The sequence below is a fragment of the Bradyrhizobium sp. HKCCYLRH3097 genome (assembly GCF_051167875.1).
Classification (GTDB): domain Bacteria; phylum Pseudomonadota; class Alphaproteobacteria; order Rhizobiales; family Xanthobacteraceae; genus Bradyrhizobium.
Genome location: NZ_JBNPTX010000006.1, coordinates 313,892 through 338,113, shown reverse-complemented (window position 1 = coordinate 338,113; position 24,222 = coordinate 313,892). Strand labels below are relative to the sequence as shown.

Sequence of the window (24,222 nt, the reverse complement as noted above, 5' to 3'; positions counted from 1 at the left end):
TCATCACGCGGCCAGCGCGCTGATGCCCATCAGACCGCGGTCGCGATCACATACACCAGCACGGCTGCGCCGAGGCAGCGGCGCCAGGGGTTGACGCCGCGCAGGAGTTCGTCGAACGCCCAGACGAAGAGACTGGCTTTGACCAGACAATCCAGATTGGCGCCTGTCTGACCCGGCGGATGCCAGACCCAGCCGACGAGGCTGCCCGCCAGCACGATCCAAAGAGCGGGGTTCGGCATCTGGGCGATCGTGATCTCGCCGGTCGCGCGATTGCGGAAGAACCAGTTCAGGAATCGCGACATCGGACCACCCGCGTTGGTCGTGACATGGTCATGCGCCCTCCCGAGGACGACACCCGCCAGGATATTCGTGCCCGCTTAACGGGGGAGATGCATCATGGTTGCCGGTAGCAGCGACGCGCAGATGTGCAGATGTATTGCCCCCGCACGATGGAATGCAGCGCCACCGGCATATTCACGGGCGCCACCGTTTTGCTAGTCCGCGCGTGACTGCGCGAGGAAGAACCGCAGCATCTCCCGCGTCGCATCCGGTCCTTTCGGATCGGTGTAGGATCCGGCCGGACTGCCGCCGGACCAGGCGTGAGCGGCACCGTGGATGGTCCAGTGCTCCGACGTCACCTTCCCGCTCGGCTCGGTCAGAATCGTCCGCGTATAGGCATGGCCACCAGGCACCCGCCCGTGCACGACCGACGATGTCCCGCGCATGGCGCCGGTCGCCTGCGCAACGACCCGGTCGCCGTTGGCGGGATGCACGGTCGTGTCGCGATCGCCATGGAAGACGATCGTCGGCACAGCCGATCTCCGATCCGCCGTGTGGCCGGCGCCTTGGCGCATCGCCATCAACGCCGAGGGAAGATCGCGCGCGGCCCCGCAGGCGAGACCGGAATGGACGCCCGCCGCGGCGTAGAGATCGGGATAGGTCGCGGCCATGATGGCGGCCGTGGCGCCTCCGGCCGACAGGCCGGCGACATAGACGCGCCTGGGATCTACAGCATGGTCGCGCATCACCTGGCGGGTGATGCCCGCGATCAGCGACGGCTCGCCGCCCTCGCGCTGCTGGTCGCCGGTGCGAAACCAGTTCCAGCATTTCGACTGATTGGCACCGCTCGGCTGCTCCGGATAGACGACGAGGCAGCTCTGCTCCTCGCCCAGGAAGTTCATCCGTGTGCCGGCCGCGAAATCGTCCGCCGACTGTGTGCAGCCATGCAGCATGACGACGAGCGGAAGCTGACGGCCCTCGGCCCTGCTGGGGATCAACAGCTTGTAGCTCCGGCGTCCCGCCGCATTGCCGAAGCTGGCCTGGACGAATCTTGCACCTTCGGGGGGGGTGTCGCGCGCCGAAGGCGCGCGCAGATGCGGACCTCGCAGGCCGAAGCCCGGCAGCTCGCCGAGATCTTCGCGCCGGACGGGTCGCTGGCGCGCCTGAGCGGGCTTGGCTTGCCATGGTTTGGCTTGCGATGGCTTGTGCGATGGCTTGGCCTGCATGGCGCGCGCTTGCGCCGGGGCAACCTTCGCGGACGGCCGGTCGCGCTCACTGACGCGCGTCGCCTGTCCCTCGATGGTCGGGGGCGCGAGCCGCGCCGGCGCTGATCGCACTGGATCCGCCGCTGCCGCCGGTGCGCTGTCGCCGCGCAGCATACGTTGCAGCAACGCCGTGGCCTCGCCCAACTGGCCGGCCCGCGTCAGGCGCGTCGCTTCGCGCATGATCTCTGGGTTCAGCATCGCGCTACCTCATTCTGTCGGCGAGAGCGGCCTTGACCGCGGGGGTGGCATGGAGTGCGCCCAGCACGGAGACCGAGGCGACGGTGGCGCGGGCCAGCTCGGGCGTCACATCGGCGGCGATGGTGGCAAGCCCAAGCACGTTGATTTGCAGCATCTGCCCTGCCCGCTGCGCCGCTTCGAGATCGGCGCGGCTGTAATGCCGCAAGCCGAGGTCCAGGCTGTTGCGCACCGTCGACTGCCTGACCACGTCGGCGTGCCGGTCGAGCTGGTTGCGGATCGCCGTGCGGATGAAATCGGTGCGGTTGGAATAGAACCCTTCCCGCACCATCAGATCGACCTGACCGAGATCGACGTAGCCGAGATTGACGGTGATCTTCTCGGTGTCCGGGACTTTCCCGCGGAGTGGGTGGACGTTGTCGGGCACAGCGGCATCCAATTCCACCATCCACCGGGATGGTGCATGGATGGCATATGGATGCCCACCGTTGACATTCAAGGCGCAAGCGCAATGTTCCGCCAGGGAACCGGTGATGCCGCGAGCTTCCTGTCGATCCTATCGCCTGCCAGCGCGGCCCGGCTCGATGCAGCAACCGAGGAAAGGGCCGGTCCAACATCGGAGGGGCAAGATAGAGCGTGCAGTCGCCACTGCCCCACCGCCGCGCACGCCGTCGTTAGTGTAGTGCACAGTAACCCCGGGGCCGTAACCCTGGTCATCGTCGAAGGCGGACGATCCAGTACGCCGAGGTTTTTCGGTTCGGTATCTTCTGCAGCAGAATACTGGATGCTCCGCTTTTGGCGGAGCATGACAGCATTGGAGACGGCGAGAGCTCATCCCACGGCCAATTGCCGATTCTCAGGAAATGCTCGTCTCGTTCGCCCCAAGCACCAAGACTCACCGGGGCGGCATCTTCTCGAATTTCGGCAGCGCCGGATCGAGGTGATCCCAGGCGTATCCGGCTGATGTCCACGACACCAGTTGCGGCTTGTAGCGGCCGGGGTCGTCGAGGCTGGCCGGCGGGACGATGAACACCTCGGGCATCGCGGGAAATGTCAGGTGAACGTGCGAGCCGCAGGTCGGACAGAACGCGCGCCGCTTGACGGTGCCGCCGTCGCCTGTGGTCTGCCAATGCGACACCTCGCCTTCGACCCTCACCTCCGCCGCGACGAAGGTCAGGTGCGATTGATGCCCGGTGCCGCTGTCGCGCTGGCATTGCCGACATTGGCAGTCCAGCATCACGGCCGGCTCGCCCGTGATCTCGTAACGCACCGCGCCGCAGGCGCAGCCGCCGGCATAGGACTTCGTCATGTCGCTCTCCTGCTTGTTTCAATGCGGCCGCTGCGATGACGCCTGTTCGGCGGCGATCTGATCGAGCTTCTTGACGACCGTCTTCCAGCCCTCGCCCATCTTGCGATAGGCGGTGTCATTGGTCGGCAGCACGAAGCCGGAATGCACCAGGCGAAGGCGCGTGCCCGTGTCCGCCTTGGAAAGACTGAAGGTGACCACCGTCTCCAGCTTCGCGCCGTAGCCGACATTGCTGTCGTGGCCGCCCTTCCACGCGTAGGACAGCCGCTCGTTCGGCACGACCTCCAGCACCTCGCAGTGAATGGTGCCATCCCATTGGCCGGCCGGCGTCGTTTGAAAGGTGAACCGATTGCCGATGATCGGCTCAAAGCCCTTGGGCGCCATCAGCCAGCGGCCGATCAGCTCGCCGTTGGTCAAGGCTTTCCAGATGATCTCCGGCGCATGCGGAAAGATGTTCTCGACGACAATGGCCCGCGTATCCGCGTTCACGGCTTGGTTCATGGATCGATGTCCTTCAGCAGGTTTCTCAGATTGGCAAAGCGGTCGCGCCAGAACGCGCCGTAATGGCTCATCCAGTCGGCCAGCGGCTCCAGGCCGCGTGGCTCCGCGCGGTAATAGACCTTGCGGCCCTCGGGGCGCTCGCAGACCAGGCCGGCCTGTTTCAAGGATTTCAGATGCTGGGAGATCGCGCCCTGCGTGACGGTGCTGCCGCGGGTGAGTTCGACGACGGTGATCTCGTCGGCCTCGACGATGCGCTCGAACACCGCACGCCGCGTCGGATCGGCCAGCGCGCGCATGACGGCAGTGATGGGTTCAGGCTGGATCATGGAAAAACAATAGCAATCACTAATCAATTAGTCAATGCTAATATTATTGGAAAGACCGCCTGGCATTTCGCCATGGCAAGGGGAGCCAACCTCACGGCTAAATCGCCCACTCGAAAATCCGAATTTTTGTTCTTCCGTTTTTCAGAATTTGATGCTATGGTGTCGCGTCCCGCCTCGATTGAGGGGCGTTTCGCGATCGTCACGAACGTTGGGTGCGGGATGCGGTGGGCGTGTCGGGTTGCAGCATGAGCAATCATGCCGACGAACGATCCGATGCGCACGGCGAAATCGTGTGGTCCTGGCATCCCGGTGCTGATGCCAAGCCGGCGCTGCAAGTACGACGAGCGCGCTGGCGACGGGGGCAAGAAAGCCGATCCCCGGGGAGATCACGTATAAGCCGTTCAAACCATTGCGCGGGGAAGGCCGGGATGATCCGGCCCGTACCTGTGGTTCCTGCCGCCTGCATTTTTTTCGCAGGCGGGCCATGGGTGCGACCGGCACCCGGCCTTTCCCGCGCCCTCATTCTGAAGAGGGCGATCAGACGAGCAACACTCGGACGCGGAAGCGGGCGCGAGGATGAGAGCACATGTTTCAGCGTCATTCATGTTTCAGCGTCATTGCGAGGAGCGCAGCGACGAAGCAATCCAGAGTCGTCGCGAGACTCTGGATTGCTTCGCTCGGCATGACGCCTCCATCTCCACTGTCGTCCCGGGCAAGCTGCGGCAACGCGTCAGCGTTGGCGCGGCGCCGCCCCCGGGACCATACTCCGCAGCGGTCGTGTGACGCACGCTGGAGCGTCCAGCTCGCACGCCCAACCCCGCCGGTGGTTATGGATCCCGGCGTTCGCCGGATGACACTGAGATTTTGACAGCCACCGTGGCCCCAATGCGCAGCTTTGAACCTTCGCCCCCGCTGCCCGAACACACCCAAGCGCCTCATTCCCGCCAAATCCCGCAGAAAAACCGACTGAATCCGCCTCCCCGATCCGGTAGACTCGCCGCGTGACCCATCGCCCTACGATTCTCGTCTTCGACTCAGGCCTCGGCGGCCTGTCCGTGCTGCGCGAGGTGGTGCGGGCGCGGCCCGATGCCCACTACGTCTATGTCGCCGACGACGCGTTCTTTCCGTACGGCCATCACAGCGAGGCGGCGCTGATCGCCCGCGTGGTGCCGCTGATGGGCGAGTTGATCGCCGCGCACGAGCCGGACCTCGTCGTGATCGCCTGCAACACCGCCTCGGTGCAGACGCTGGCGCCGCTGCGCGCGGCCTACGCGACGCCGTTCGTCGGCACCGTGCCGGCGATCAAGCCGGCCTGCGCGCAATCCCTGACGAAGCGCGTCTCCGTGCTCGGCACCAAGGCGACGGTGCAGCGCGAATACACCCACGCCCTCATCCGCGACTTCGCGCGGGGCTGCGCCGTCACGCTGGTCGGCTCGCCGGAACTCGCGTCACTGGCGGAGGCCGCGCTCAGCGGAACCCAGGTCAGCGACGCGGCCATTGCCGCCGAGATCGCGCCTTGCTTCGTGGGCGACGCCGCCGATCCCGCGGGCCGGACCGACACCGTCGTGCTCGCCTGCACGCATTATCCGCTGCTGCTCGACCGGCTCGAACGCCTGGCGCCCTGGCCGGTGACCTGGATAGATCCCGCGCCCGCCATCGCGCGCCGTGTCGTCGACCTGCTGGGCCCCTCGGCCGGCGGCCCCGACAATGGCGGCGCCACCATGATCTTCACCTCGAGCAAGCCACATCAGCTCGGCCGCGCGCTCACGCCCTATTTCGGCGGCCGCGTCCCGGCCTGACGGAGACCGCCGATGGCCGCAGCGCCCAAACCGCTCAACCGCCTCAAGCAGGCCTGGCGCGACAAGCGGCCGACCTTCGGCGCCATCGCCACCATCCCGAGCATCCAGACCGTGCGCATCATGGCGCAGTCGCTCGACTGGATCATCGTCGACCTCGAGCATGGGCCGATCGATCTCTCCACCGCGCACGCGATGATCACGGCCACCGCAGGCACGCCCTGCGTGCCGCTGGTGCGCATCGCCGCCAACGAGCCGCATCTCGCCAAGGCGCCGATGGACCTCGGCGCGCTCGGCATCAACTTCCCGATGATTTCCAGCCGCGCGGACGCCGAGAAGGCCGTGCGCAGCGTGCGCTATCCGCCGCGCGGCGACCGCCTGTGGGGTCCGTTCCACGCGCCGTTCCACTGGAACGTCTCGATGGCCGACTACATGGCCACCGCCGACGACGACATGGTCTGCATGGTCACGATCGAGCATGTCGAGGCGGTCGAGCGGATCGACGAGATCATGGCCACGCCCGGCATCGACATCGCGGTGATCGGCCCGGGCGATCTCGCCACCTCGATCAACAAGCGCGGCCAGCTCGATGATCCCGAAGTGAAATCCCTGATCGCCCGCGCCGAGGCCGGCATCCTCAGATCAGGCGTGCCGATCGGCGGCGCCGCGCGCTCGGCCGATCAGGCCAATGCGATGATCGCGCGCGGTTACGTGGCGCTGGCGCTCGGCTTCGACTGGTCCTTGTTCCAGCGCGGCATCGCCGCGAGCTTCGAGGGGATCAAGCGCTGATTCGCGCCGTTTCGAGCCGCGCTTCATGTTTCAAACGAAAAACAACTTTGCGGAAGAAGACCATGAGGAAGAAGATGATTTTCGGTCTGTCGCCGGCCGTGCTCGGGGTGTGAGGCCAAGCCGCTCGCCTCGCCGGCGCCCTCGAACGGCGCTTCCGTAACCCGGCCTGCGGTGTTAACAGCAGCCGCCGCCGGGGAGCCGGACCAGGCCAAGCAGAACGAACGGGAGCGACAGGTTCAGGATGCGCGGAACCACCAGGCCGATTTCGCTGCACCGCCGTCTGATCATCGATCTGATGCTCGCCTCCCGTGGTGTGCCGTTCGTCTCGCTGGCCCGGACGATCCAGATCGGGCCGCTGCTGGAGGCCCGCGCCGCGGCCGTCCGCCCGCCCGGTTTCGCCGCGCTCTTCGTCAAGGCGTTCGCCCTGGTCGCCCGCGACGAGCCGGTCCTGCGCACGCTCTACACCGGGTGGCCGCGGCGCTGCCTCTACGAGCTGCCGCGCAGCGTCGCCACCGTCACCATTGCCCGGGTCGAGAATGGCGAGGATTGCGTGCTGCCGCAGCGCGTCTCCGGGCCGGAGGACATGTCGCTGGCCGAGATCGACGCGGTGATCCGGCAGGGCAAGGAGGCGCCGGTCGGGGACGTCGCCATGTTCCGCAAGATCATGCGGGCGACCCGGCTGCCGTTGCCACTGCGCCGGTTCGCCTGGTGGGTCGGGCTGAATTTCGGCCGCCAGCGCGCCAACTGGTTCGGCAATTTCTCCGTCACCAGCGTCGCGGCCTGCGGCGGCGGCCAGCTCCTTGCCCTGAGCCCGGGACCGTTCATCATCAATTACGACGTCGTCGGGCCGGACCAGACGATTCCCATCCTGATCCGTTGGGATCACCGGGTTACCGACGGCGCCATGATCGCCCGGACGGCGATCCGGCTCGAGCAGGTGCTGAATGGCGAGATCGCGGCCGAGCTGCGGGCCCGCCCGGTTCCCGGGCGCGGGCCGGCGGAGGCCGACCTGGGATGCGAGGCGGCGCGGCAGAAAATGACCGTCCTGAGGGGGCCGAAAGGGTGATTTGTCGGCAAAAGCGGCGGTTGCGGTTTGACAAACCGGCGCTTTCTCGCCTAAGACCCCCCTGCTCGCGGGCCGCTTTCGGCCCGCGTTGCGTTTCGCGACCCGTGGCCTTCTCCCTTCATGCTTTGGGGAGGGGCCTGTCGGTGGACCGGATTTCCCGGACACACAGGAGGGCGCGTTTCCTCAAACCCTAACTTGATCGAAGAGGACGCGATGACTAAGCGCAGTGAGGCGAAGTACAAGATCGATCGCCGCATGGGCCAGAACATCTGGGGCCGCCCGAAGAGCCCCGTCAACCGCCGCGAATACGGCCCCGGCCAGCACGGCCAGCGCCGCAAGGGCAAGCTCTCGGACTTCGGCGTGCAGCTGCGCGCCAAGCAGAAGCTGAAGGGCTATTACGCCAACATCTCCGAGCGCCAGTTCCACGGCATCTATGTCGAGGCCGGCCGTCTCAAGGGCGACACCGGCGAGAACCTGATCGGCATTCTCGAGCGCCGTCTCGACACGGTGGTTTTCCGCGCCAAGTTCGTCTCGACCATGTTCGCGGCGCGCCAGTTCATCAACCACGGCCACATCAAGGTGAACGGCCGCAAGGTCAACATCGCGAGCTACCAGGTCAAGCCGGGCGACGTGATCGAGGTCAAGGAAGCCTCGAAGCAGCTCGCCGTGGTGCTGGAAGCGACCCAGCTCGCCGAGCGTGACGTGCCCGACTACATCGAGGCCGATCACTCCAAGATGACCGCGAAGTTCATCCGCATCCCCGCGCTGTCGGACGTGCCGTTCGCGGTGCAGATGGAGCCGCATCTGATCGTCGAGTTCTACTCGCGCTGATCTTGACCGGACCGCGGTCCGGTCCCATCTGATAATCCGAAGGCCCTGGCACGCGCCGGGGCCTTTTCTTTTTGGGCTTGTTTTCGGATGGGGCGAACCGATTCCCGAATGCCACACCTGCCACGAATTCGCCCCAACCTGGGCTGACAGCTACTCCGTCCCGTGATTCACTGTCTGCAGTTGTAAAGTAGCGGGGCGTTCGCCATGGAGTTCAACAGGCGCAATATCATCTTCGGTGCGTTGCCGACCGGTGCGGTCGGTGCCCCGCCTCTGCCGCCGTTGCGGGCGCCGCCGCTCAGCGCTCCGCCGTTACGCGCACGGACATCCGGCGTCCGCTACCGCTTCAACGACGGCCTCTATCCCTCGACGGTCTTCGACCTCCTCGAACGCTCCTGCTGGCACGTCCAGTCCGATGCGACAGCCCATGTGATCCGCCATGTCGGGACCGGGCTCACCTTCGCCGATGCGCAGCTTCGCCACGATCCCTACGCGCTCGAGCTCCTCCACTGTTTCGACGACTCGCGCGAGCTCGCCGACGAATGGCACACCATGCTGGTCGGCTGGGCCGCGGTGAACATGGGCTGGAACATCAAGCGGCAACGCCCGGGCGCCGCGCTGCTTCTTTCACCGTCGCGGCAGAGCCCGCTCGAACCCTGGGTGTTCGATTGCACCGAGGCGCCGCCGCTGGTCGCCGAGCCGATCGAGAGCAAGCCGTTGCGGCGGCCGGACATCTGGCTCAACCCGCCGCGCGCGGCGTAATCGAGGAGGCGTTTTGCGGGGGCGATGCGAGTTGGGTAAGGTCCGGGTCGTGATAAGCCGAACGAGGACCGCCGATGTATTACACCCCGCCCCCGCGCGATCCCAAGGCGCCACCCTTGCGCGTCAATCTGTTGTCGGACACGCAGACCCGCCCGACGCCCGCGATGCGCGAGGCCATGGCGCGGGCCGAGGTCGGCGACGAGCAGATCGGCGACGATCCGACCGTGCATGAATTGTGCGGCCGCGTCGCCGCGCTGCTCGGCAAGGAGGCCGCGGTGCTGATGCCGTCGGGGACGATGTGCAATGTCGCTGCGACGTTGGTGCATTGCCGCCCAGGCGACGAGATCCTGGCACACGAGACCGCGCACATCATCTCGCGCGAGGGCGGCGCGCATGCGGCGCTCGGCGGTTTCCAGGTGACGCAGTTGAAGGGGCCCGACGGACAGTTCACACCGGAGACGTTCCGCGCCGCGCTGCATCCGCGCTCGCGCTACCAGCCGCCGCAGACCGTCGTCAGCGTCGAGCAGACCGCCAATATCGGCGGCGGCACGATCTGGAAGAAGGCCGCGCTCGACGAGATCGCCGAGATCGCCAAGGCGAACGGCATGGCGACGCATATGGACGGCGCAAGGCTGCTCAACGCGACGGTTGCCACCGGCATTCCGGCGGCCGAGATGACCGCAGGCTGGGATTCGGCCTGGATCGATTTCTCTAAGGGGCTGGGCGCGCCGATCGGCGGCGTGCTCGCCGGCAGCGCCGCCTTCATCGACGAGGTGTGGCGCTGGAAGCAGCGGCTCGGCGGCGCGATGCGCCAGGCCGGCGTGGTCGCCGCGGCCTGCATCTATGCGCTCGATCATCACGTCGACCGGCTCGCCGAGGATCACGCCAATGCGCGGGCGCTGGCACGCGGGCTGTCGCAGATCCAGGGCGTCGAGGTCCAGGAGCCCGAGACCAATCTGGTGTTCTTCAAGCCTGACGGCGCCGGCGTGTCCGGCGAGACGATGGTGAGTGAATTGCGCAAGCGCGGCGTGCTGCTGGCGATGATGGACGGCCGCATCCGCGCCTGCACCCATCTCGACGTGACAGCCGCCATGATCGAAGAGACGATCGGCCACGTCAGGGAGATCGTACGCAGGGCATGAGGACCATCGCGCGCGCGCCCGGCAGACCTAATGCCGCACAGGGCACGCCGCTGTCAGCGCGGCGATCCCTTGCGAGCGCGGCTCTCGACGGCCCGGCTCAACGCCTCATCGTGCAACTCGGCACTCGCATCGGAAAAGCAGCAGAACACGATCTGCGACAGCGACGTCTCCGCGCTGATGGTCTCGATCGAAGTGGCGACCGCTATCGATGCCGCACGATCCGCAGGGAAGCGGAAGATGCCCGTCGAGATCGCGGGGAACGCGACCGAGTCCAAACGATGCTTGTGACACAGCTCGATCGAGCGCCGGTAGCACGAGGCCAGCAGCTCCGGCTCGCCGCGGTCGCCGCCCTGCCAGACCGGGCCAACGGTGTGGATCACGTGGCGGGCCGGCAGCCGGTAGCCCTTGGTGATCTTGGCCTCGCCGGTCTTGCAGCCATGGAGCATGCGGCACTCCATGACGAGGTCCGGTCCCGCCGCACGGTGGATCGCACCGTCGACGCCTCCACCACCGAGCAGAGACGAGTTCGCGGCGTTGACGATGGCGTCAACGCCGAGCTTGGTGATGTCGGCGACGATGACCTCGAATCGGGTCGCGCCGACCTTTCGGACCGGATAGCTCAGCCGGATAGCTCAGACAGAGGCCGCCGTGCCGACCGGGATGCCCTTGTCGCTGAACAGCTGCTGCAGCTCGCCGCTCTGGAACATCTCGCGTACGATATCGCAGCCGCCGACGAACTCGCCCTTCACATAGAGCTGCGGAATCGTCGGCCAGTTCGAGAACGTCTTGATGCCGTTGCGCAGCTCGGCGGATTCGAGAACGTTGAGGCCCTTATAGCCGACGCCGACGTGGTCCAGGATCTGCACGACCTGGCCGGAAAATCCGCACTGCGGAAACTGCGGCGTCCCCTTCATGAACAGGACGACGTCGTTCGACTTCACTTCATTGTCAATGAATTGCTCAATGCTCATCTTCGCTTCCTCTAGGGCGCCTCAAGGAACGCCTGGGGCTCGGTGCGCGCTGATCGCCACCGGACGGGTTTCGTCCGCAGCCGACCGTCACTCCTCTATATGTAGCGCAAACCGTTGTTCAACCAAAGTAAAATGCCGAGGATCGGCCGGCGACCCAGGCCCCGGCCGGACCATAGGCTGACGGCAGCAATATTATAGCCGGCACGAGGGTTTCATCCCGTAACCAAGCCCCTATTTAGGACGAACTGTCGAAAGGAACTTGTTCCGTCGAACATCGTTTTCTGCTGGCAAACGGAGACCCTCGTGACCAGTTCTGCCTCCGCTACGGCCCCGATCCCCGTTACTGATGCGCTTCAGACCAGGTCCGGCTCCCTCGCCGGGCGCCTGACCGATGCGTACCTCGCCGTCCGGGGCGAGACCGAGCGGCGCGCGGCGCCGCTGAGCCCGGAAGATCAGGTCATCCAGTCGATGCCGGACGCCAGTCCGGCCAAGTGGCATCGCGCCCATACGACCTGGTTTTTCGAGCAGTTCGTGCTGGGCGAGCACTGCCGGGGATATACCCCTTTTCACGCCGACTACGCGTTCCTGTTCAATTCCTATTACGTCAGTGCCGGCCCGCGCCACACGCGGGGCGAGCGCGGCCTGATCACCCGCCCGGGCGTGGCCGACGTCACGGCATATCGGCGGCATGTCGATGCGGCGATGGTGGACTTCCTGGGCAGCGCCGATACCGCCACATTGGCCGCGGTGGCGCCGCTCGTGGAGGTCGGCCTCAACCATGAGCAGCAGCATCAGGAGCTGATGCTGACCGATATCCTGCATGCGTTCGCGCAGAACCCGACGGCCCCGGCCTACGATCCTTCCTGGACCTTCCCTGCCCCCACGGAAACGGGCGAGGATTGGGTTCACCTCCCCGAGGGCATCCATACCGTTGGGCACGCCGGCGATGGTTACCATTTCGACAATGAGGAGCCGGCCCATCGCGCGCTGGTCGGGCCGGTGGGCATCGCGCGCAATCTCGTCACCAATGCCGAGTGGCTCGCCTTCATGGATGACGGCGGCTACCGGACCGCCACACTCTGGCTCATGGACGGCTTCGCCACCGCCAGCCGCGAGGGCTGGCAGGCTCCCGGGCATTGGTACAAGGTCGAGGGCGAATGGCGCATCATGACGCTGGGCGGACTGCGGCCGGTCGATCCCGCTGCTCCGGTGTGCCACGTCAGCTACTACGAAGCTGACGCCTTTGCCCGCTGGCGCGGCAAGCATCTGCCGACCGAGATGGAATGGGAGGTCGCCGCGCGCGGCAACCAGCTCAACGATGCCTTCGGCATTGTCTGGCAGTGGACCCGCAGCGCCTACAGTCCCTATCCCGGCTATCGTGCCATGGAGGGTGCGCTCGGCGAGTACAACGGCAAGTTCATGGTCAATCAACTGGTGCTGCGCGGCTCATCGCTCGCGACGCCGGTGGGCCACAGCCGTGTCACCTATCGCAACTTCTTCTATCCGCATCATCGCTGGCAATTCACCGGGCTCCGGCTCGCCGACTACACCTGAGCTATCAGCATTCGTTGCCCGACAGTCGCGCGTGTGTGCGCGTCCAGGAGAGTATCATGAACGTGCACGTCAACGCGCTGCTCGACGCCCATCTCCCCGACGACAAGACGTCGGCCTTTGCGACGGACGCCGTCGCAGGCCTCGCCCAGCAGCCCAAGCAGCTATCGCCGAAATATTTCTACGATGCCGCCGGATCCGATCTGTTCGAGCAGATCACGCGCCTGCCGGAGTACTATCCGACGCGGACCGAGCTCGGCATCTTGAGGGATCGCGGCGCCGAGATCGCGGCAGTCATTCCCGACGATGCCGCCCTGGTCGAGTTCGGCGCCGGCGCCACCACCAAGGTGCGGCTGCTGCTGGAAAGCTGCCGCTTCGCGGCCTACGTGCCGGTCGATATTTCCGGCGAGTTCCTGACCGCACAGGCCGACAGCCTGCGCCGCGACTTCCCACAGCTCGCCGTGCACCCGGTCGTCGCCGACTTCACGACGGCGTTCAAACTACCTGACGCCATCGAAGGCAAGCCGAAGGTCGGCTTCTTTCCGGGATCGACGATCGGCAATTTCGAGCCGCATGAGGCGTGCCGCTTCCTGCGCTCGGCACGCGAGATCTTGGGGACCGGCGCACGGATGATCGTCGGCGTCGACCTGGAGAAGGACGAACGTGTGCTGCACGCCGCCTACAACGACGCGGCCGGCGTGACCGCGCGCTTCAATCTCAACCTGCTGCTGCGGATCAACCGCGAACTCGGCGGCAATTTCGACCTGTCCGCCTTCGTCCACCGCGCGATCTACAATCGCGAGCAGCACCGCATCGAGATGCATCTGGTGGCGCGGAAGCCGCAAACGGTGCGGCTACTCGGCACCACCATCTCGTTCCGGGCCGGCGAGAGCATTCACACCGAGAACAGCTACAAATACAGCATCGCGCGCTTCGGCGCGCTGGCCCGCGGATCCGGCTGGAAAGTCCAGACCGTGTGGACGGATGCCGAGAAGATGTTCTCGGTTCAGGCGCTCGTCGCCGAGGCGTGAGGCTCCGGCTTCGACCGCAACGACAGCGTCTCCCACAGCGCGACGATCGCCAGTAGCGCGCTCGTCAGCGCCGAAAGCACGAGAGGCGACAGTTCGGTCGCGAACCAGCCGAGCCCGATCAGCGCGAGCAGTCCGGCGCCGTGCGACAACTGCAGGAAGCCGCGGATGTTGAACTTGAAGAGGATGGTCCCGAGCAGAAACACGAACGGACCGCCGATCGTCGTCGCCGCCGTATTCAGGTCGGTATGCCCGAGCGGGTGCTTCAGAACGATCTCGTCCGACACCGCCGACACGATGATGCCGGCGACGATCGGCATGTGCAAGTAGGTGTAGGCCGAGCGCGCCATCAGCCCGGATTGCGCCGACTGCGAAATCACTTCCGATCCCGCCTCAGCGCCGCGGTTGAAGTACACCGCCCACATCGCCACCGTGCCGATGAAGGCGCTGGCGAAGGCGGCAATGTTGGCTCCGGTCCAGTCGAGCTCGGCAAAGGTCGCGCCGGTGACGACGATGGATTCGCCGAGCGCGATGATGATGAACAGCGCACAGCGCTCCGCCATGTGGCCGCCTTCGACCATCCAGTCCTCGACGGTGGAGGCACCCAGCCCGGGGACCCAGAAGCGGACGGCCGGCGACGCATATTCCAGGGTGAGCGCCGCCCCCCACAGCCCCATCCGTGCCGGGCCCTCGGCAAGGCCGCCGAGCAGCCAGAGCAGGGCGGAGGCACTGAGCCAGGAGAGAATGCGGGCGGCGTTGCGGCGGACGGCAGATCGCTGCGGCGGCGTCGCGGTCAGCCAGAACGCGGTCCGGCCGACCTGCATGGCGGCGTAGGCCATGGCGAACCACAGGCCGCGGTCCTCGAACGCCCGCGGGATCGACATCGACAGAACGAGGCCCGCCAGCATCAGCGCGAACAAGAGACCTCGGACCAGCGCCTTCTCGGGATCGAGCCAGTTGGTAACCCAGGCGGTGTAGACCCACACCCACCAGACCGCGAGAAACAGAACGGCCGTCTGGGCGGCGCCGAGCGGCGAGAAATGGCCGATCAGATAGTGCGAGATCTGCGTGACCGCGTAGACGAAGACGAGATCGAAGAACAGCTCGACGAACGTGACCCGGCTGTGCCGGTTCGGCTCGATGACGCGAAACAGCGCACCACGCGGATTGTCCACCGCCATCTCCCCCGGATGCGCGATCTCCCCCTAAGCAGTCAGCGCTGGTCCGGCACCCCGGTCTGCAGGGCCAGAGCATGCAGCACGTCACCCATCTGGCCGCGCAGCGATTGATAGACGAGCTGATGCTGCTGAACGCGGGATTTGCCGCGGAACGATTCCGAGATCACCGTCGCGGCGTAATGGTCGCCGTCGCCAGCGAGATCGCGAATCGTCACCTGTGCGTCAGGGATGGCAGACTTGATCATCTGCTCGATATCGTGGGCATCCATGGGCATCCCGGTGCATCTCCTTGTGTCGGGCAGGCGCCGCATCCCGTGGACGATGTAGCCCGCAGGGCCCGCGGCTTGGCTGCACTCCCATCAGTGGCCCGCCGAGCACGGCGAATCAAGGCGTTCTCGCGGGACCGTGATGGCGAAATCTAGCGCGAACCGCTTTCGAGGTCACGCGCGGAACCACTATATACCGGGTCAAACGAGATACGTCGGACCGGGTGACGCACCCAAAAGGCTGAATCGTGAGGGCGACATGAAGCTTCCAGGACCGGATCACCCGATCACCATCACCCCCAATCCGAAACGTGTGCGGGTGATCGCCGACGGCGTCGTGATTGCCGACACCACCCGCGCGTTGACGCTGAAGGAAGCGAGCTACCCCGCTGTTCAATACGTGCCGCGGGCCGACGCCGACATGGCGGCCCTGCAGAAGACCGATCGTGTCACCCATTGTCCGTACAAGGGGGATGCGAGCTATTTTAGCGTCGTCGCCAACGGCAAGACATTGGACAATGCGATCTGGAGCTACGAGGCGCCCTTCCCGGCGATGACCGAGATCTCGGGCCACCTGGCGTTCTATCCGGACAAGGTGCGGATCGAGGAGGTCGCAGCTGATTGAACTGCGGTGACAGCCCGCCGCGCGGCCGGCACGAGGCCCATACCGGCGCGGCGGTCGTTTCGGTCACTGACCTGATGGCGTGCTACACTCTGAAAATCGTAAGCCCGAGAATCAGCAGCACGAGGAAGATCACCAGGAAGATATAGAACAGGATCCGCGCAATGTCGGCGGAAGCTGCCGAGATGCCGGTGAAGCCGAGAATACCGGCCACCACCGAGATCACGAAGAACAGCAGCGCCCATTTGAGAATAGTCACGGTATGGTCCTCCGGTTCTGCGCCGCGCCGGCGCGGCGCCTCACTAACGATGACGCGGGGAACCGGTTCCTTCGGCCATCGGTCCCGGTGCCGAAGAAATGCGCAACCCACGACAGTCCCGGCCGTAACTTCGTAGGTCGTCGGTTCGTAAGGATATCCGGAGCGGAAATCGGCAGAGTGTGTGAGAAACCGGCTTGCGGACCGCGGCACTTGCTGATTTGCAGCACCAACGACGACATCTGGTAGTCCGGCGCCGTCATTCGCTCGCTTTTGGGCGACTCCAGCGAATGGCGGTGCCAGAGGGTCACACGAGCTCATCCACTCATTCCAGCTCGCGCAGCCTTGGACGACGTTTGCATGACGCCCCGCGGCCGAAGGGGGATGCGAACGTCACATCCGCTGCACGGGCCGGGCAGCAGCGACGCCGGGGGGCGTATGGTCATATCGGTTACACAATCGGCGGCGGCCGCAAAGGTCGAGCTTCAGGCCCGCCCGCGCGCTCGGGCACGCAACGCCGCGCTCGATCACGCCCGGACATTCCTGACGCTGGTGGTGCTGCTCCACCACGCCGTGATTCCCTATACCTATTTCGGGCACACCGATCCGACGTCCTTCCTCGGTTTCGACGCCATCGTGCTGGCCACCGACAGCTTCTTCATGGCCATGTTCTTCTTTCTGTCGGGCCTGTTCGTGTGGTCGGGCCTTGCCCACAAGTCGACGCTGCAGTTCCTGCGTGACCGGCTATTGCGCCTTGGCCTGCCCTTCGCCATCGCGGCCCTGACCGTCATTCCGCTTGCCTATTACGCGATCGAGCTGCGCGCCAATCCCGACGCCCGCTTCGCTTCCTTCTGGTGGAAGACGGTCACGGTCGGCCCATGGCCGAGCGGGCCGATCTGGTTCATCTGGGTGCTGCTGGCGTTCGACACCTCGGCAGCCCTTTTGTACCGCGTCTCGCCGCGCCTGCTGGATCCGATCAATCGGCTGTCGCAGCGCGCCTTCGAGCATCCGCGCGACTTCTTCTTCGTCTTCCTGCTGATCACGGGCGGGCTCTACATCCCGTCCCGGCTCTATTTCGGCCCGACGTTGTGGTTCGAGGCAGGGCCGCTCTCGGTGCAGGCCAGCCGCGTCTTGCTCTACGCCGCCTATTTCTACGTCGGGGCTGGCATCGGCTCGGCCAATTTCGAACGCGGCCTGCTGGCCGCAGAAGGGCAGATGTCGCAGCGCGGACTCGGGGCCTGGATCGTGGTCACGCTCGTGCCCTATGCGCTGCTCTGGGTGCTTATCACGATCAAGCGCCAAGTGCTGGGCAATCCGCCCGTGTTGCCGCAATGGTACGAGGCGGCCTATGGCTTCTTGTTCGTCATCTTCAGCGCCGCGATCCTGTTTGCGATCCTGTCCTACTTCCTGAACAACCGCCGCTCGGAATTCTCCGTGCTCGATCGCATGCAGGCCGATGCCTATGGCATGTTCCTGGTACACTATCCGATCGTGCTGTGGATCCAGTACTGGCTGTTCGACTTCGGCCTGCCAGCCATCGCCAAGGCGACGATCGCCTTTGTCGGCAGCATGCTGCTGAGCTGGGGCGCGACCTGGGTGCTCAGGCAGATTCCGGGGGCGAAGAACGTGTTGTAGGACGGTCCTGCCTCCTCCGTCATTGCGAGGAGCGCAGCGACGACGCAATCCAGACCGCATCCGCGGATGGCGTTCCTGGATTGCTACGCTGCGCCCGCAATGACGCTGGGCGAGGCCAACGCTCTCACGACGAACTCGGTCGTCGTTTGCCAGCGTGCCTGACCGTGACCGCCGCGGCGTGCGTCCGGGGTCAGGCGGCTGACCCGCCCATGTATTTGGGCAGCCAGCTTTCGAATCCCGTCTTGAGCGCGGCGACCTCGACGGCACCATCGCCGGCGATCGCCAGCGTAGTGCCGCCTGTCGTGCCGATGCGCGTGCACGGCACGCCGGCGCCGCGCATCTTGGCCAGCACGCGGCCAGCCTCGGTCTCCGGCACCGTCACGAGATAGCGCGCCTGGTCCTCGCCGAACCAATAGGCATGCGGCACGATCGAGGCAGGCGCGGCCAGCAGCCGCGCGCCGATGCCGGAGGCCATTGCCATCTCGGCGAGCGCGACGAGCAGACCACCGTCGGCCAGATCATGCGCAGCTGTCGCCGTGCCCGCATGGATCATGCCGCGGACGACATCGCCGATGCGCTTCTCGGCGGCGAGGTCGACAGGCGGCGGAGCGCCCTCCTCCCGGCCGCAGACGTCGCGCAAGTAGACCGACTGGCCGAGCCAGCCATGGGTCTCGCCGATCAACAGGATCGCCTCGCCCTCGGCCTTGAAGGCGATGCTCGCCGACTTGGTGAAATCATCGAGCAGGCCGACGCCGCCGATCGAGGGCGTCGGCAGGATCGCGCGGCCGTTGGTCTCGTTGTAGAGCGAGACGTTCCCGGAGACGACGGGGAAGTCGAGCGCGCGGCAGGCCTCCGAAATGCCTTTCAGGCAGCCGACGAACTGGCCCATGATCTCGGGCCGCTCCGGGTTGCCGAAATTGAGATTGTCGGTGATCGCGAGCGGCCGGCCACCGACCGCGGTGATGTTGCGCCAGGCTTCGGCGACGGCCTGCTTGCCACCCTCGAACGGGTCGGCCTCGCAATAGCGGGGCGTGACGTCGACGGTGAGCGCAAGCCCCTTCGGGCCATCCTGCACGCGCACCACGGCGGCATCGCCGCCCGGGCGCTGCACGGTGTTGCCGAGGATCACATGGTCGTACTGCTCCCAGATCCAGCGCTTGGAGCACAGATCGGGCGTGGCGATCAGCTTCTCCAGGGCCGGGATGATGTCCAGGGGCGCCTTGACCTCGCGGGCGTGGATCACCGGCAGCGTCGATGAGGCCACGTGCGGCCGGTCGTACAGCGGCGCCTCGTCGCCGAGCTCCTTGATCGGCAGGTCGGCCATGACGTCGCCGCCATGCTTCACCACGAACCGCTTGCTCGGCGTGGTGTAGCCGACCACCGCGAAATCGAGCCCCCATTTGCGGAAGATCGCTTCCGCCTCCTTCTCCTTCTCCGGCTTCAGCACCATGAGCATGCGCTCCTGGCTCTCGGAGAGCATCATCTCGTAGGCGCTCATGCCGATCTCGCGGGTCGGCACGGCATCGAGATCGAGATCGACGCCGAGGTCGCCCTTGGCGCCCATCTCGACCGCCGAGCAGGTCAGGCCGGCCGCACCCATGTCCTGGATCGCGATCACGCAATCGGCGGCCATGATCTCCAGGCACGCCTCCAGCAGCAGCTTCTCGGCGAAGGGGTCGCCGACCTGCACCGTCGGGCGCTTCTCCTCCGAGGAATCGTCGAACTCGGCCGAGGCCATCGAGGCGCCGTGGATGCCGTCGCGGCCGGTCTTGGAGCCGAGATAGACGATCGGCATGTTCACGCCGGAAGCCGCCGCATAGAAGATCTTGTCGGCGTCGGCGAGGCCGACCGCCATGGCGTTGACCAGGATATTGCCGTCATAGCGGGTGTGGAAGCGGGTCTGGCCGCCGACCGTCGGAACGCCAAACGAGTTGCCATAGCCGCCGATGCCGGCCACCACCCCGGACACCAGATGCCGGGTCTTGGGATGCTCCGGCGCGCCGAACGACAGCGCGTTCAGGCACGCGATCGGGCGTGCGCCCATGGTGAACACGTCTCGCAGGATGCCGCCGACGCCGGTGGTCGCACCCTGATACGGCTCGATGTAGCTCGGGTGGTTGTGGCTCTCCATCTTGAACACGACGGCCTGGCCGTCGCCGATGTCGATCACGCCGGCGTTTTCGCCGGGGCCCTGGATCACCCAGGGCGCCTTGGTCGGCAGTCCCCGCAGATGGATGCGGGACGACTTGTACGAGCAGTGCTCGTTCCACATCGCCGAGAAGATGCCGAGCTCGGTGAAGGTCGGCACCCGCCCGATCAGCTTCAGGATGCGCTCATATTCATCGGGCTTCAGCCCGTGGGCGGCGACGAGCTCGGGGGTGATCTGCGGTTCATTGCGCATGGAGAAATGCCTTTGCCCGTGGGCCGCTGGTCCCTTGAAGCCTGCTTCATAGAAAGATCGCCAGGGCGGGAAAAGGCCTTTTACGGCCCTATTCCGCCCTGTCCAGAGCTTTGGCCCGGACCGCCAGAAGGGATATTTGCAGATTGGCGACCAATCGGATTTAAGACGGTAAATCAACAGTTAAAGGCCCTGACACGTGCACGACCTGTCCCGTTCCGCCTTCGAGAACCGCCCTGGCATCCACATCGCGACCGACGGCGAGTTCGCCGGCTGGCGGACCTGGATGCGCGACAGCTACGAATCCCACACCGGGCCATTCTGGCACCGGATGGAGGACGATGGCTCGATCCGCTGCGCCTTCCGGGTCGAGAAGAAGCACCTCAACGGCGGCGGCAACGTCCATGGCGGCTGCCTGATGACCTTCGCCGACTACTGCCTGTTCGCCTTCGCCGCGCCGATCATGCAGGGCCCGGGTGTCACGGTGTCGTTCTCGTCCGAGTTCCTCGATGCCGCGCGTGAGGGCGAACTGATCGAGGCTACCGGCGAGGTCACCCGCGCCGGCGCCTCGCTGATCTTCCTGCGCGGCATGCTGCATTCCGGCCCAAAGCCGCTGTTCTCGTTTTCCGGCACCATCAAGCGCATCAGGCGGCGGACACCGGAGGCGGCGAACTCGCCGTAGGGACGGAGCAAGGGGGATCGCGCTCAACCCTCTCCGTCGTTCCGGGGCATTCGCGCGCAAAATGGCGTAGCCATTTTGAAGCAGCGCGAATGAGCCGGCAGCCGCAAAATGGTCGAAGAACAGCGCCACGCGCATCCCGCCTCCCAAGACATGCGTGGTTATGGATTCCGGGCTCGCGCTTCGCGCGCCCCGGAATGACGCGCGGAGAAGATGTACCCTGCCGTTGCGGAGCTACCCCGCGATCTGCTTCTCGGCGATCGCGATCCACTCGGCCTGCGCCTTGCGCACATGTCGTGGCGCGCGCTTCATCTGGATCAGCAGCTCCGTGAACACGACCTTGGCTTCATCGATCCGGCCGACCAGCTTGAGCAGCGTGCCGTAGCGGACCTTCGCCTCGCTGCCCGGCGCATAGTCCAGCAGCGCCTGGTACTCCTCGATGGCCTCATCGATGCGGCCGGCTTCCTGCAAAGCCCGTGCATAGAGCAGATGCGCCTCGGCCGAATTGTAGTCCGGCCAGCTCTTCTGCAGCTCGTCGAGCGTCGCCAGCGCATCCGCTGGGCGGCGGCGCGCGAACTGCGCCTTGGCCTTGCCCAGCGCGAACAGCGGCTCGTGGCCCATCGGCAGGCTCAGGATGTGATCGTAATGCTGCTCGGCCTCGTCATAACGCCCGACCGCAACGCATTCCTCGGCCAGCGCCGCGCGGTTGGCGATCGTGTCCGTGATCGCGACACGATCGGACAGCTCGCGGTAGTCTTTCTCGGGGTCCAGCTTGTTGGCGACGCGCTTGCGCGCCTTCTGGACGTCGTGGCTGCCGAGCCATTCAGGCACCAGCTCGACGACGATGTAGGCGAGCGCGCCGATCATCGGCACCATCAGGATGATGAAGGCCCAGGGCTGCAGACGGCCGGTCCGCGACGCATGGTAGATCAGCGAAATGTCGAGCAGAAGTACGACGAGCGCGATAGGCACGGCAGATCCCCAACTCACGGCGAGATTTTACACGCCGACGTTGATAGCGTGGCCGGCCAGCCCGGACAATCCCGCGCTCACGCAGGCCGTTGCGGACGATCCCGTTTTGACGCATCACGGCCACAGCAGGTTCAATGGACGCACGCCTGTGGCGGCGGCCTCCGCGACGCTCGTAGCTAAGCTCCCACGGGGCCCCGGCGAGATTCATCGAAGCGAAAGAACGCCGAGGGATTGTCGACCAGAAGCCGCTGTCGCGCCGTCTCCGACGGCGCGATCTCGGCCACGAGGTCGGCCAGCACCGCATCGTCCGGCATTTGTCCCGTGATGTTGACGTGCGGCCAGTCGCTGCCCCACAGCACGCGCTCAGGGGCGTGCGCGGCAACGCTTCGGGCGAACGGCACAACGTCATGATAGGGCGCGCCCTCGCGCGAGATGCGATCGGCACCGCTGAGCTTGATCCAGACCCGCCCGCTGTCGAGCAAGCGACACAGGATCGCCTGACAGGCGCCGAGATTCCGGCCGAGGTCCGGCCGGGCCATGTGGTCGATCACCATGCGCAGCTCGATGGCCGCGATCAGCTCGGCATAGCGGATGAGATCGGCGGCCGTGACATGAATGGCGACATGCCAGTCGAACGGCCTCACCAGCGCGAGCACGGCCCGCATGCGCTCCGCCGACGGCGCGCCGCCGAGATGCGCCAGGAAGTTGAAGCGGGCACCGCAGACGCCGGCTTTATCGAGGCGCGCGACCTCCGCAGCCGTGACCTCCGCTCCGAGCACGGCGACGCCGCGGTAGCGGCCTTCTCCCACGGCCAGCGCATCGAGCAGCGGGCGATGGTCGCGGCCATGACCCTGGCTGTGGACGATGACCGCGCGATCGATGCCCAGCCGATCGTGCAAACGGCGCAGCGCCGTTTCCGGCGCCTCCGGCGGCGTGAAGCTGCGATCGTCGGGCAGCGGAAAGCGGTCGAACGGACCGAAGATGTGACAATGCGCATCGCAGGCCCCCGCCGGCCATGCGCGGGAAACGGCAGCCATGCCCGTGCTCATGGGTTCAGTCACAGCGGGCGCTCATGCCGCCATCGACAACGATCTCGGTGCCGGTAACGAAGCGCGCCTCGTCGGAGGCGAGGAACAGCGCGGCGTGGGCGGTGTCGCGGCCGTCGCCCATGAAGCCGAGCGGGATGCGAGCCTGCCGCGTCCGCAGCAGCGCCGCGACATCGCCGCCGGCGCGCTGCCCGGCGAGGCGCGCCTCGACCATCGGCGTGTGCATCTGGCCAGGCACCACCGTGTTCACGCGCACGCGCTGCGGGGCATACTGCACGGCAACGACGCGCGAGAACTGGATCACCGCGGCCTTGGCCGAGGCGTAGCCGACCTGCGCCGATCCGGTCCAGCGGATGCCCGAGGTGGAGGCCGTGTTGACGATGGCCCCGCCGCCCTGCGCCGCCATGTGCGGCAGCACCGCCTTGCAGGTGAGGAAGACGCTCTTCACGTTGAGATCGAGCTGCGCGTCCCAGCCCTGCTCGCTCAGCTCGACCGGGCCTCCCGGCGCCGAGCCACCGACATTGTTGACCAGAATATCGACGCGGCCGAACGCTGCGATACAGGCGTCGACCATCGCGGCGACATCCGCCGCATCGGTGACGTCGCAGCGGTGGGCCTGGATGACGCCGCCGTGGTCCAGGGCGCGCGCCAGCGTCTCGTCCATGCGGCTGCCATCGCGGTCGACGGCGAGGACCCTGGCGCCCTCGCGCGCGAAGATGACCGCCGCGGCGCGGCCGTTGCCCCAGCCCGGACCGACGCAGCCGGCCCCGGTGATGATCGCGACCTTGCCCTCCAGGCGCTTCGTCATGGTCATGGCTCCAGCTCCGGCGTCTCGCCATCGGGCAGGCCGATGTCGAACGCGTTGAGGGTCAGCGCCACCAGCCCGTAATAGCCGATGATGCCGACGAGATCGACGACGCCGCGCGTGCCGAGGGTTGCGGCCGCCAGCGCGTGCAGAGCGTCCGGCACGCGGCCGCTGGCGAGCAGCTGCCGGGTGTAGTCGTGAACGAGCTTCGCGGCCGGATCGGTGAACTCTGGATCACGCCGTTGCGCGATCGCGTCGATGACCGACGGGGCGATGCCCGCCTCGAGCCCATCCCGCTTGTGGGCATACCATTCGACATGCGAGGTCCAGTGCCGTGCCGTCACGAGGATCGCGAGCTCGGACAGCGCAGGCGGCAATGACGTCTCGTAGCGGGCGAACTCGCCGAGCTTCTGGGCCCGGCGTCCGAGCTCCGGACTGTGCAGCCAGGCCCGCAGCGGCGCCGGGATCCGGCCGCGCCGGCCGGCGATGGCCTCTTCGGCCACCGCGCGCTGCGTCTCGTCCATCTCGGCCAGGGCAAGGTCCTTGATGCGCATGCGATG

At 66.3% G+C, this 24,222-nt stretch carries 27 protein-coding genes; 11 read left to right on the top strand and 16 right to left on the bottom strand.

The features are described 5' to 3' along the window. Positions 1–29 precede the first annotated feature (29 nt). The 6 genes from ACQR0U_RS17500 to ACQR0U_RS17475 form a co-directional block, all read right to left on the bottom strand. On the bottom strand, positions 30–302 hold the full coding sequence (locus ACQR0U_RS17500; RefSeq protein WP_315714813.1) for a hypothetical protein: 273 nt from the start codon (positions 300–302) through the stop codon (positions 30–32). 192 nt (positions 303–494) lie between these two features. Next, positions 495–1,742: an extracellular catalytic domain type 1 short-chain-length polyhydroxyalkanoate depolymerase gene (locus ACQR0U_RS17495; RefSeq protein WP_434872197.1), complete on the bottom strand. Its 1,248-nt coding sequence runs from the start codon at positions 1,740–1,742 to the stop codon at positions 495–497. 4 nt (positions 1,743–1,746) lie between these two features. Beyond that, complete coding sequence (locus ACQR0U_RS17490) at positions 1,747–2,187, bottom strand: CopG family transcriptional regulator (protein WP_315714988.1); 441 nt, start codon at positions 2,185–2,187, stop codon at positions 1,747–1,749. A gap of 447 nt (positions 2,188–2,634) precedes the next feature. Then, positions 2,635–3,048, bottom strand: coding sequence for a GFA family protein (locus tag ACQR0U_RS17485; RefSeq protein WP_315826297.1), 414 nt, complete (start codon positions 3,046–3,048; stop codon positions 2,635–2,637). 18 nt (positions 3,049–3,066) lie between these two features. After that, positions 3,067–3,546, bottom strand: coding sequence for an SRPBCC family protein (locus ACQR0U_RS17480; protein ID WP_315826298.1), 480 nt, complete (start codon positions 3,544–3,546; stop codon positions 3,067–3,069). Beyond that, positions 3,543–3,872, bottom strand: coding sequence for an ArsR/SmtB family transcription factor (locus tag ACQR0U_RS17475; RefSeq protein ID WP_315714817.1), 330 nt, complete (start codon positions 3,870–3,872; stop codon positions 3,543–3,545). Before ACQR0U_RS17475 ends, ACQR0U_RS17480 begins: the two co-directional genes overlap by 4 nt. A 1,001-nt stretch (positions 3,873–4,873) precedes the next feature. Between ACQR0U_RS17475 and murI the strand changes: the two genes are divergently transcribed. The 6 genes from murI to ACQR0U_RS17445 all read left to right on the top strand — a co-directional run bounded on the left by murI (position 4,874) and on the right by ACQR0U_RS17445 (position 10,255). Continuing rightward, entirely contained in the window at positions 4,874–5,671 is a 798-nt protein-coding gene (murI, locus tag ACQR0U_RS17470; RefSeq protein ID WP_316202225.1) for a glutamate racemase, read from the top strand. A gap of 12 nt (positions 5,672–5,683) precedes the next feature. Next, on the top strand, positions 5,684–6,457 hold the full coding sequence (locus ACQR0U_RS17465) for an HpcH/HpaI aldolase family protein (protein ID WP_434843517.1): 774 nt from the start codon (positions 5,684–5,686) through the stop codon (positions 6,455–6,457). Positions 6,458–6,698: 241 nt separating this feature from the next. Next, on the top strand, positions 6,699–7,523 hold the full coding sequence (locus ACQR0U_RS17460; RefSeq protein ID WP_315749314.1) for an acyltransferase: 825 nt from the start codon (positions 6,699–6,701) through the stop codon (positions 7,521–7,523). A 213-nt stretch (positions 7,524–7,736) separates the two neighbouring features. Continuing rightward, positions 7,737–8,354 (top strand): 30S ribosomal protein S4, encoded by a 618-nt coding sequence (gene rpsD, locus ACQR0U_RS17455; RefSeq protein WP_011925811.1) that lies wholly within the window; start codon positions 7,737–7,739, stop codon positions 8,352–8,354. A gap of 204 nt (positions 8,355–8,558) precedes the next feature. Then, the gene (locus ACQR0U_RS17450; protein ID WP_434843518.1) at positions 8,559–9,113 is read left to right on the top strand and encodes a hypothetical protein; all 555 of its coding nucleotides are present in this window, start codon (positions 8,559–8,561) and stop codon (positions 9,111–9,113) included. Between the two features lie 74 nt (positions 9,114–9,187). Continuing rightward, positions 9,188–10,255, top strand: coding sequence for a threonine aldolase family protein (locus tag ACQR0U_RS17445; protein WP_434843519.1), 1,068 nt, complete (start codon positions 9,188–9,190; stop codon positions 10,253–10,255). A gap of 53 nt (positions 10,256–10,308) precedes the next feature. Here ACQR0U_RS17445 and ACQR0U_RS17440 read toward each other — a convergent pair whose 3' ends face one another. Continuing rightward, a complete protein-coding gene (locus tag ACQR0U_RS17440; RefSeq protein WP_434843586.1) occupies positions 10,309–10,878 on the bottom strand; it encodes an O-acetyl-ADP-ribose deacetylase in 570 nt (189 codons plus the stop codon). 9 nt (positions 10,879–10,887) lie between these two features. After that, positions 10,888–11,226 (bottom strand): Grx4 family monothiol glutaredoxin, encoded by a 339-nt coding sequence (gene grxD / locus ACQR0U_RS17435; protein WP_315826304.1) that lies wholly within the window; start codon positions 11,224–11,226, stop codon positions 10,888–10,890. 303 nt (positions 11,227–11,529) lie between these two features. Here grxD and egtB point away from each other — a divergent pair, with 303 nt between their 5' ends. Beyond that, positions 11,530–12,780, top strand: a complete 1,251-nt coding sequence (gene egtB, locus ACQR0U_RS17430) for an ergothioneine biosynthesis protein EgtB (protein ID WP_434843520.1) — start codon at positions 11,530–11,532, stop codon at positions 12,778–12,780. 56 nt (positions 12,781–12,836) lie between these two features. Next, the gene (gene egtD, locus ACQR0U_RS17425; RefSeq protein WP_316202227.1) at positions 12,837–13,808 is read left to right on the top strand and encodes an L-histidine N(alpha)-methyltransferase; all 972 of its coding nucleotides are present in this window, start codon (positions 12,837–12,839) and stop codon (positions 13,806–13,808) included. Here the strand turns inward: egtD and ACQR0U_RS17420 are convergent. Both ACQR0U_RS17420 and ACQR0U_RS17415 read right to left on the bottom strand, forming a co-directional pair. Beyond that, positions 13,784–14,986 (bottom strand): low temperature requirement protein A, encoded by a 1,203-nt coding sequence (locus ACQR0U_RS17420; protein ID WP_434843521.1) that lies wholly within the window; start codon positions 14,984–14,986, stop codon positions 13,784–13,786. The two genes, egtD and ACQR0U_RS17420, sit on opposite strands and share 25 nt — an antisense overlap. Positions 14,987–15,018: 32 nt before the next feature. After that, complete coding sequence (locus ACQR0U_RS17415; RefSeq protein WP_315714834.1) at positions 15,019–15,258, bottom strand: BolA family protein; 240 nt, start codon at positions 15,256–15,258, stop codon at positions 15,019–15,021. Positions 15,259–15,508: 250 nt separating this feature from the next. Between ACQR0U_RS17415 and ACQR0U_RS17410 the strand changes: the two genes are divergently transcribed. Further along, entirely contained in the window at positions 15,509–15,874 is a 366-nt protein-coding gene (locus ACQR0U_RS17410; protein WP_315749303.1) for a DUF427 domain-containing protein, read from the top strand. 82 nt (positions 15,875–15,956) lie between these two features. Here ACQR0U_RS17410 and ACQR0U_RS17405 read toward each other — a convergent pair whose 3' ends face one another. Continuing rightward, entirely contained in the window at positions 15,957–16,130 is a 174-nt protein-coding gene (locus ACQR0U_RS17405) for a DUF1328 domain-containing protein (RefSeq protein ID WP_012045337.1), read from the bottom strand. A 435-nt stretch (positions 16,131–16,565) separates the two neighbouring features. Here ACQR0U_RS17405 and ACQR0U_RS17400 point away from each other — a divergent pair, with 435 nt between their 5' ends. Then, complete coding sequence (locus tag ACQR0U_RS17400) at positions 16,566–17,762, top strand: acyltransferase family protein (protein ID WP_315714836.1); 1,197 nt, start codon at positions 16,566–16,568, stop codon at positions 17,760–17,762. A gap of 190 nt (positions 17,763–17,952) precedes the next feature. Here ACQR0U_RS17400 and purL read toward each other — a convergent pair whose 3' ends face one another. Continuing rightward, complete coding sequence (purL, locus tag ACQR0U_RS17395) at positions 17,953–20,163, bottom strand: phosphoribosylformylglycinamidine synthase subunit PurL (RefSeq protein ID WP_315749302.1); 2,211 nt, start codon at positions 20,161–20,163, stop codon at positions 17,953–17,955. 196 nt (positions 20,164–20,359) lie between these two features. Between purL and ACQR0U_RS17390 the strand changes: the two genes are divergently transcribed. Continuing rightward, positions 20,360–20,842 (top strand): PaaI family thioesterase, encoded by a 483-nt coding sequence (locus ACQR0U_RS17390; RefSeq protein WP_315714838.1) that lies wholly within the window; start codon positions 20,360–20,362, stop codon positions 20,840–20,842. 231 nt (positions 20,843–21,073) lie between these two features. Here ACQR0U_RS17390 and ACQR0U_RS17385 read toward each other — a convergent pair whose 3' ends face one another. The 4 genes from ACQR0U_RS17385 to ACQR0U_RS17370 all read right to left on the bottom strand — a co-directional run bounded on the left by ACQR0U_RS17385 (position 21,074) and on the right by ACQR0U_RS17370 (position 24,216). Beyond that, the gene (locus ACQR0U_RS17385) at positions 21,074–21,811 is read right to left on the bottom strand and encodes a tetratricopeptide repeat protein (RefSeq protein ID WP_315826311.1); all 738 of its coding nucleotides are present in this window, start codon (positions 21,809–21,811) and stop codon (positions 21,074–21,076) included. Between the two features lie 176 nt (positions 21,812–21,987). Beyond that, the gene (locus tag ACQR0U_RS17380; protein ID WP_315749300.1) at positions 21,988–22,848 is read right to left on the bottom strand and encodes an amidohydrolase family protein; all 861 of its coding nucleotides are present in this window, start codon (positions 22,846–22,848) and stop codon (positions 21,988–21,990) included. 16 nt (positions 22,849–22,864) lie between these two features. Next, entirely contained in the window at positions 22,865–23,665 is an 801-nt protein-coding gene (locus ACQR0U_RS17375; protein ID WP_315750012.1) for an SDR family NAD(P)-dependent oxidoreductase, read from the bottom strand. A 2-nt stretch (positions 23,666–23,667) separates the two neighbouring features. Beyond that, positions 23,668–24,216: a carboxymuconolactone decarboxylase family protein gene (locus ACQR0U_RS17370; protein WP_315749298.1), complete on the bottom strand. Its 549-nt coding sequence runs from the start codon at positions 24,214–24,216 to the stop codon at positions 23,668–23,670. Positions 24,217–24,222 lie beyond the last annotated feature (6 nt).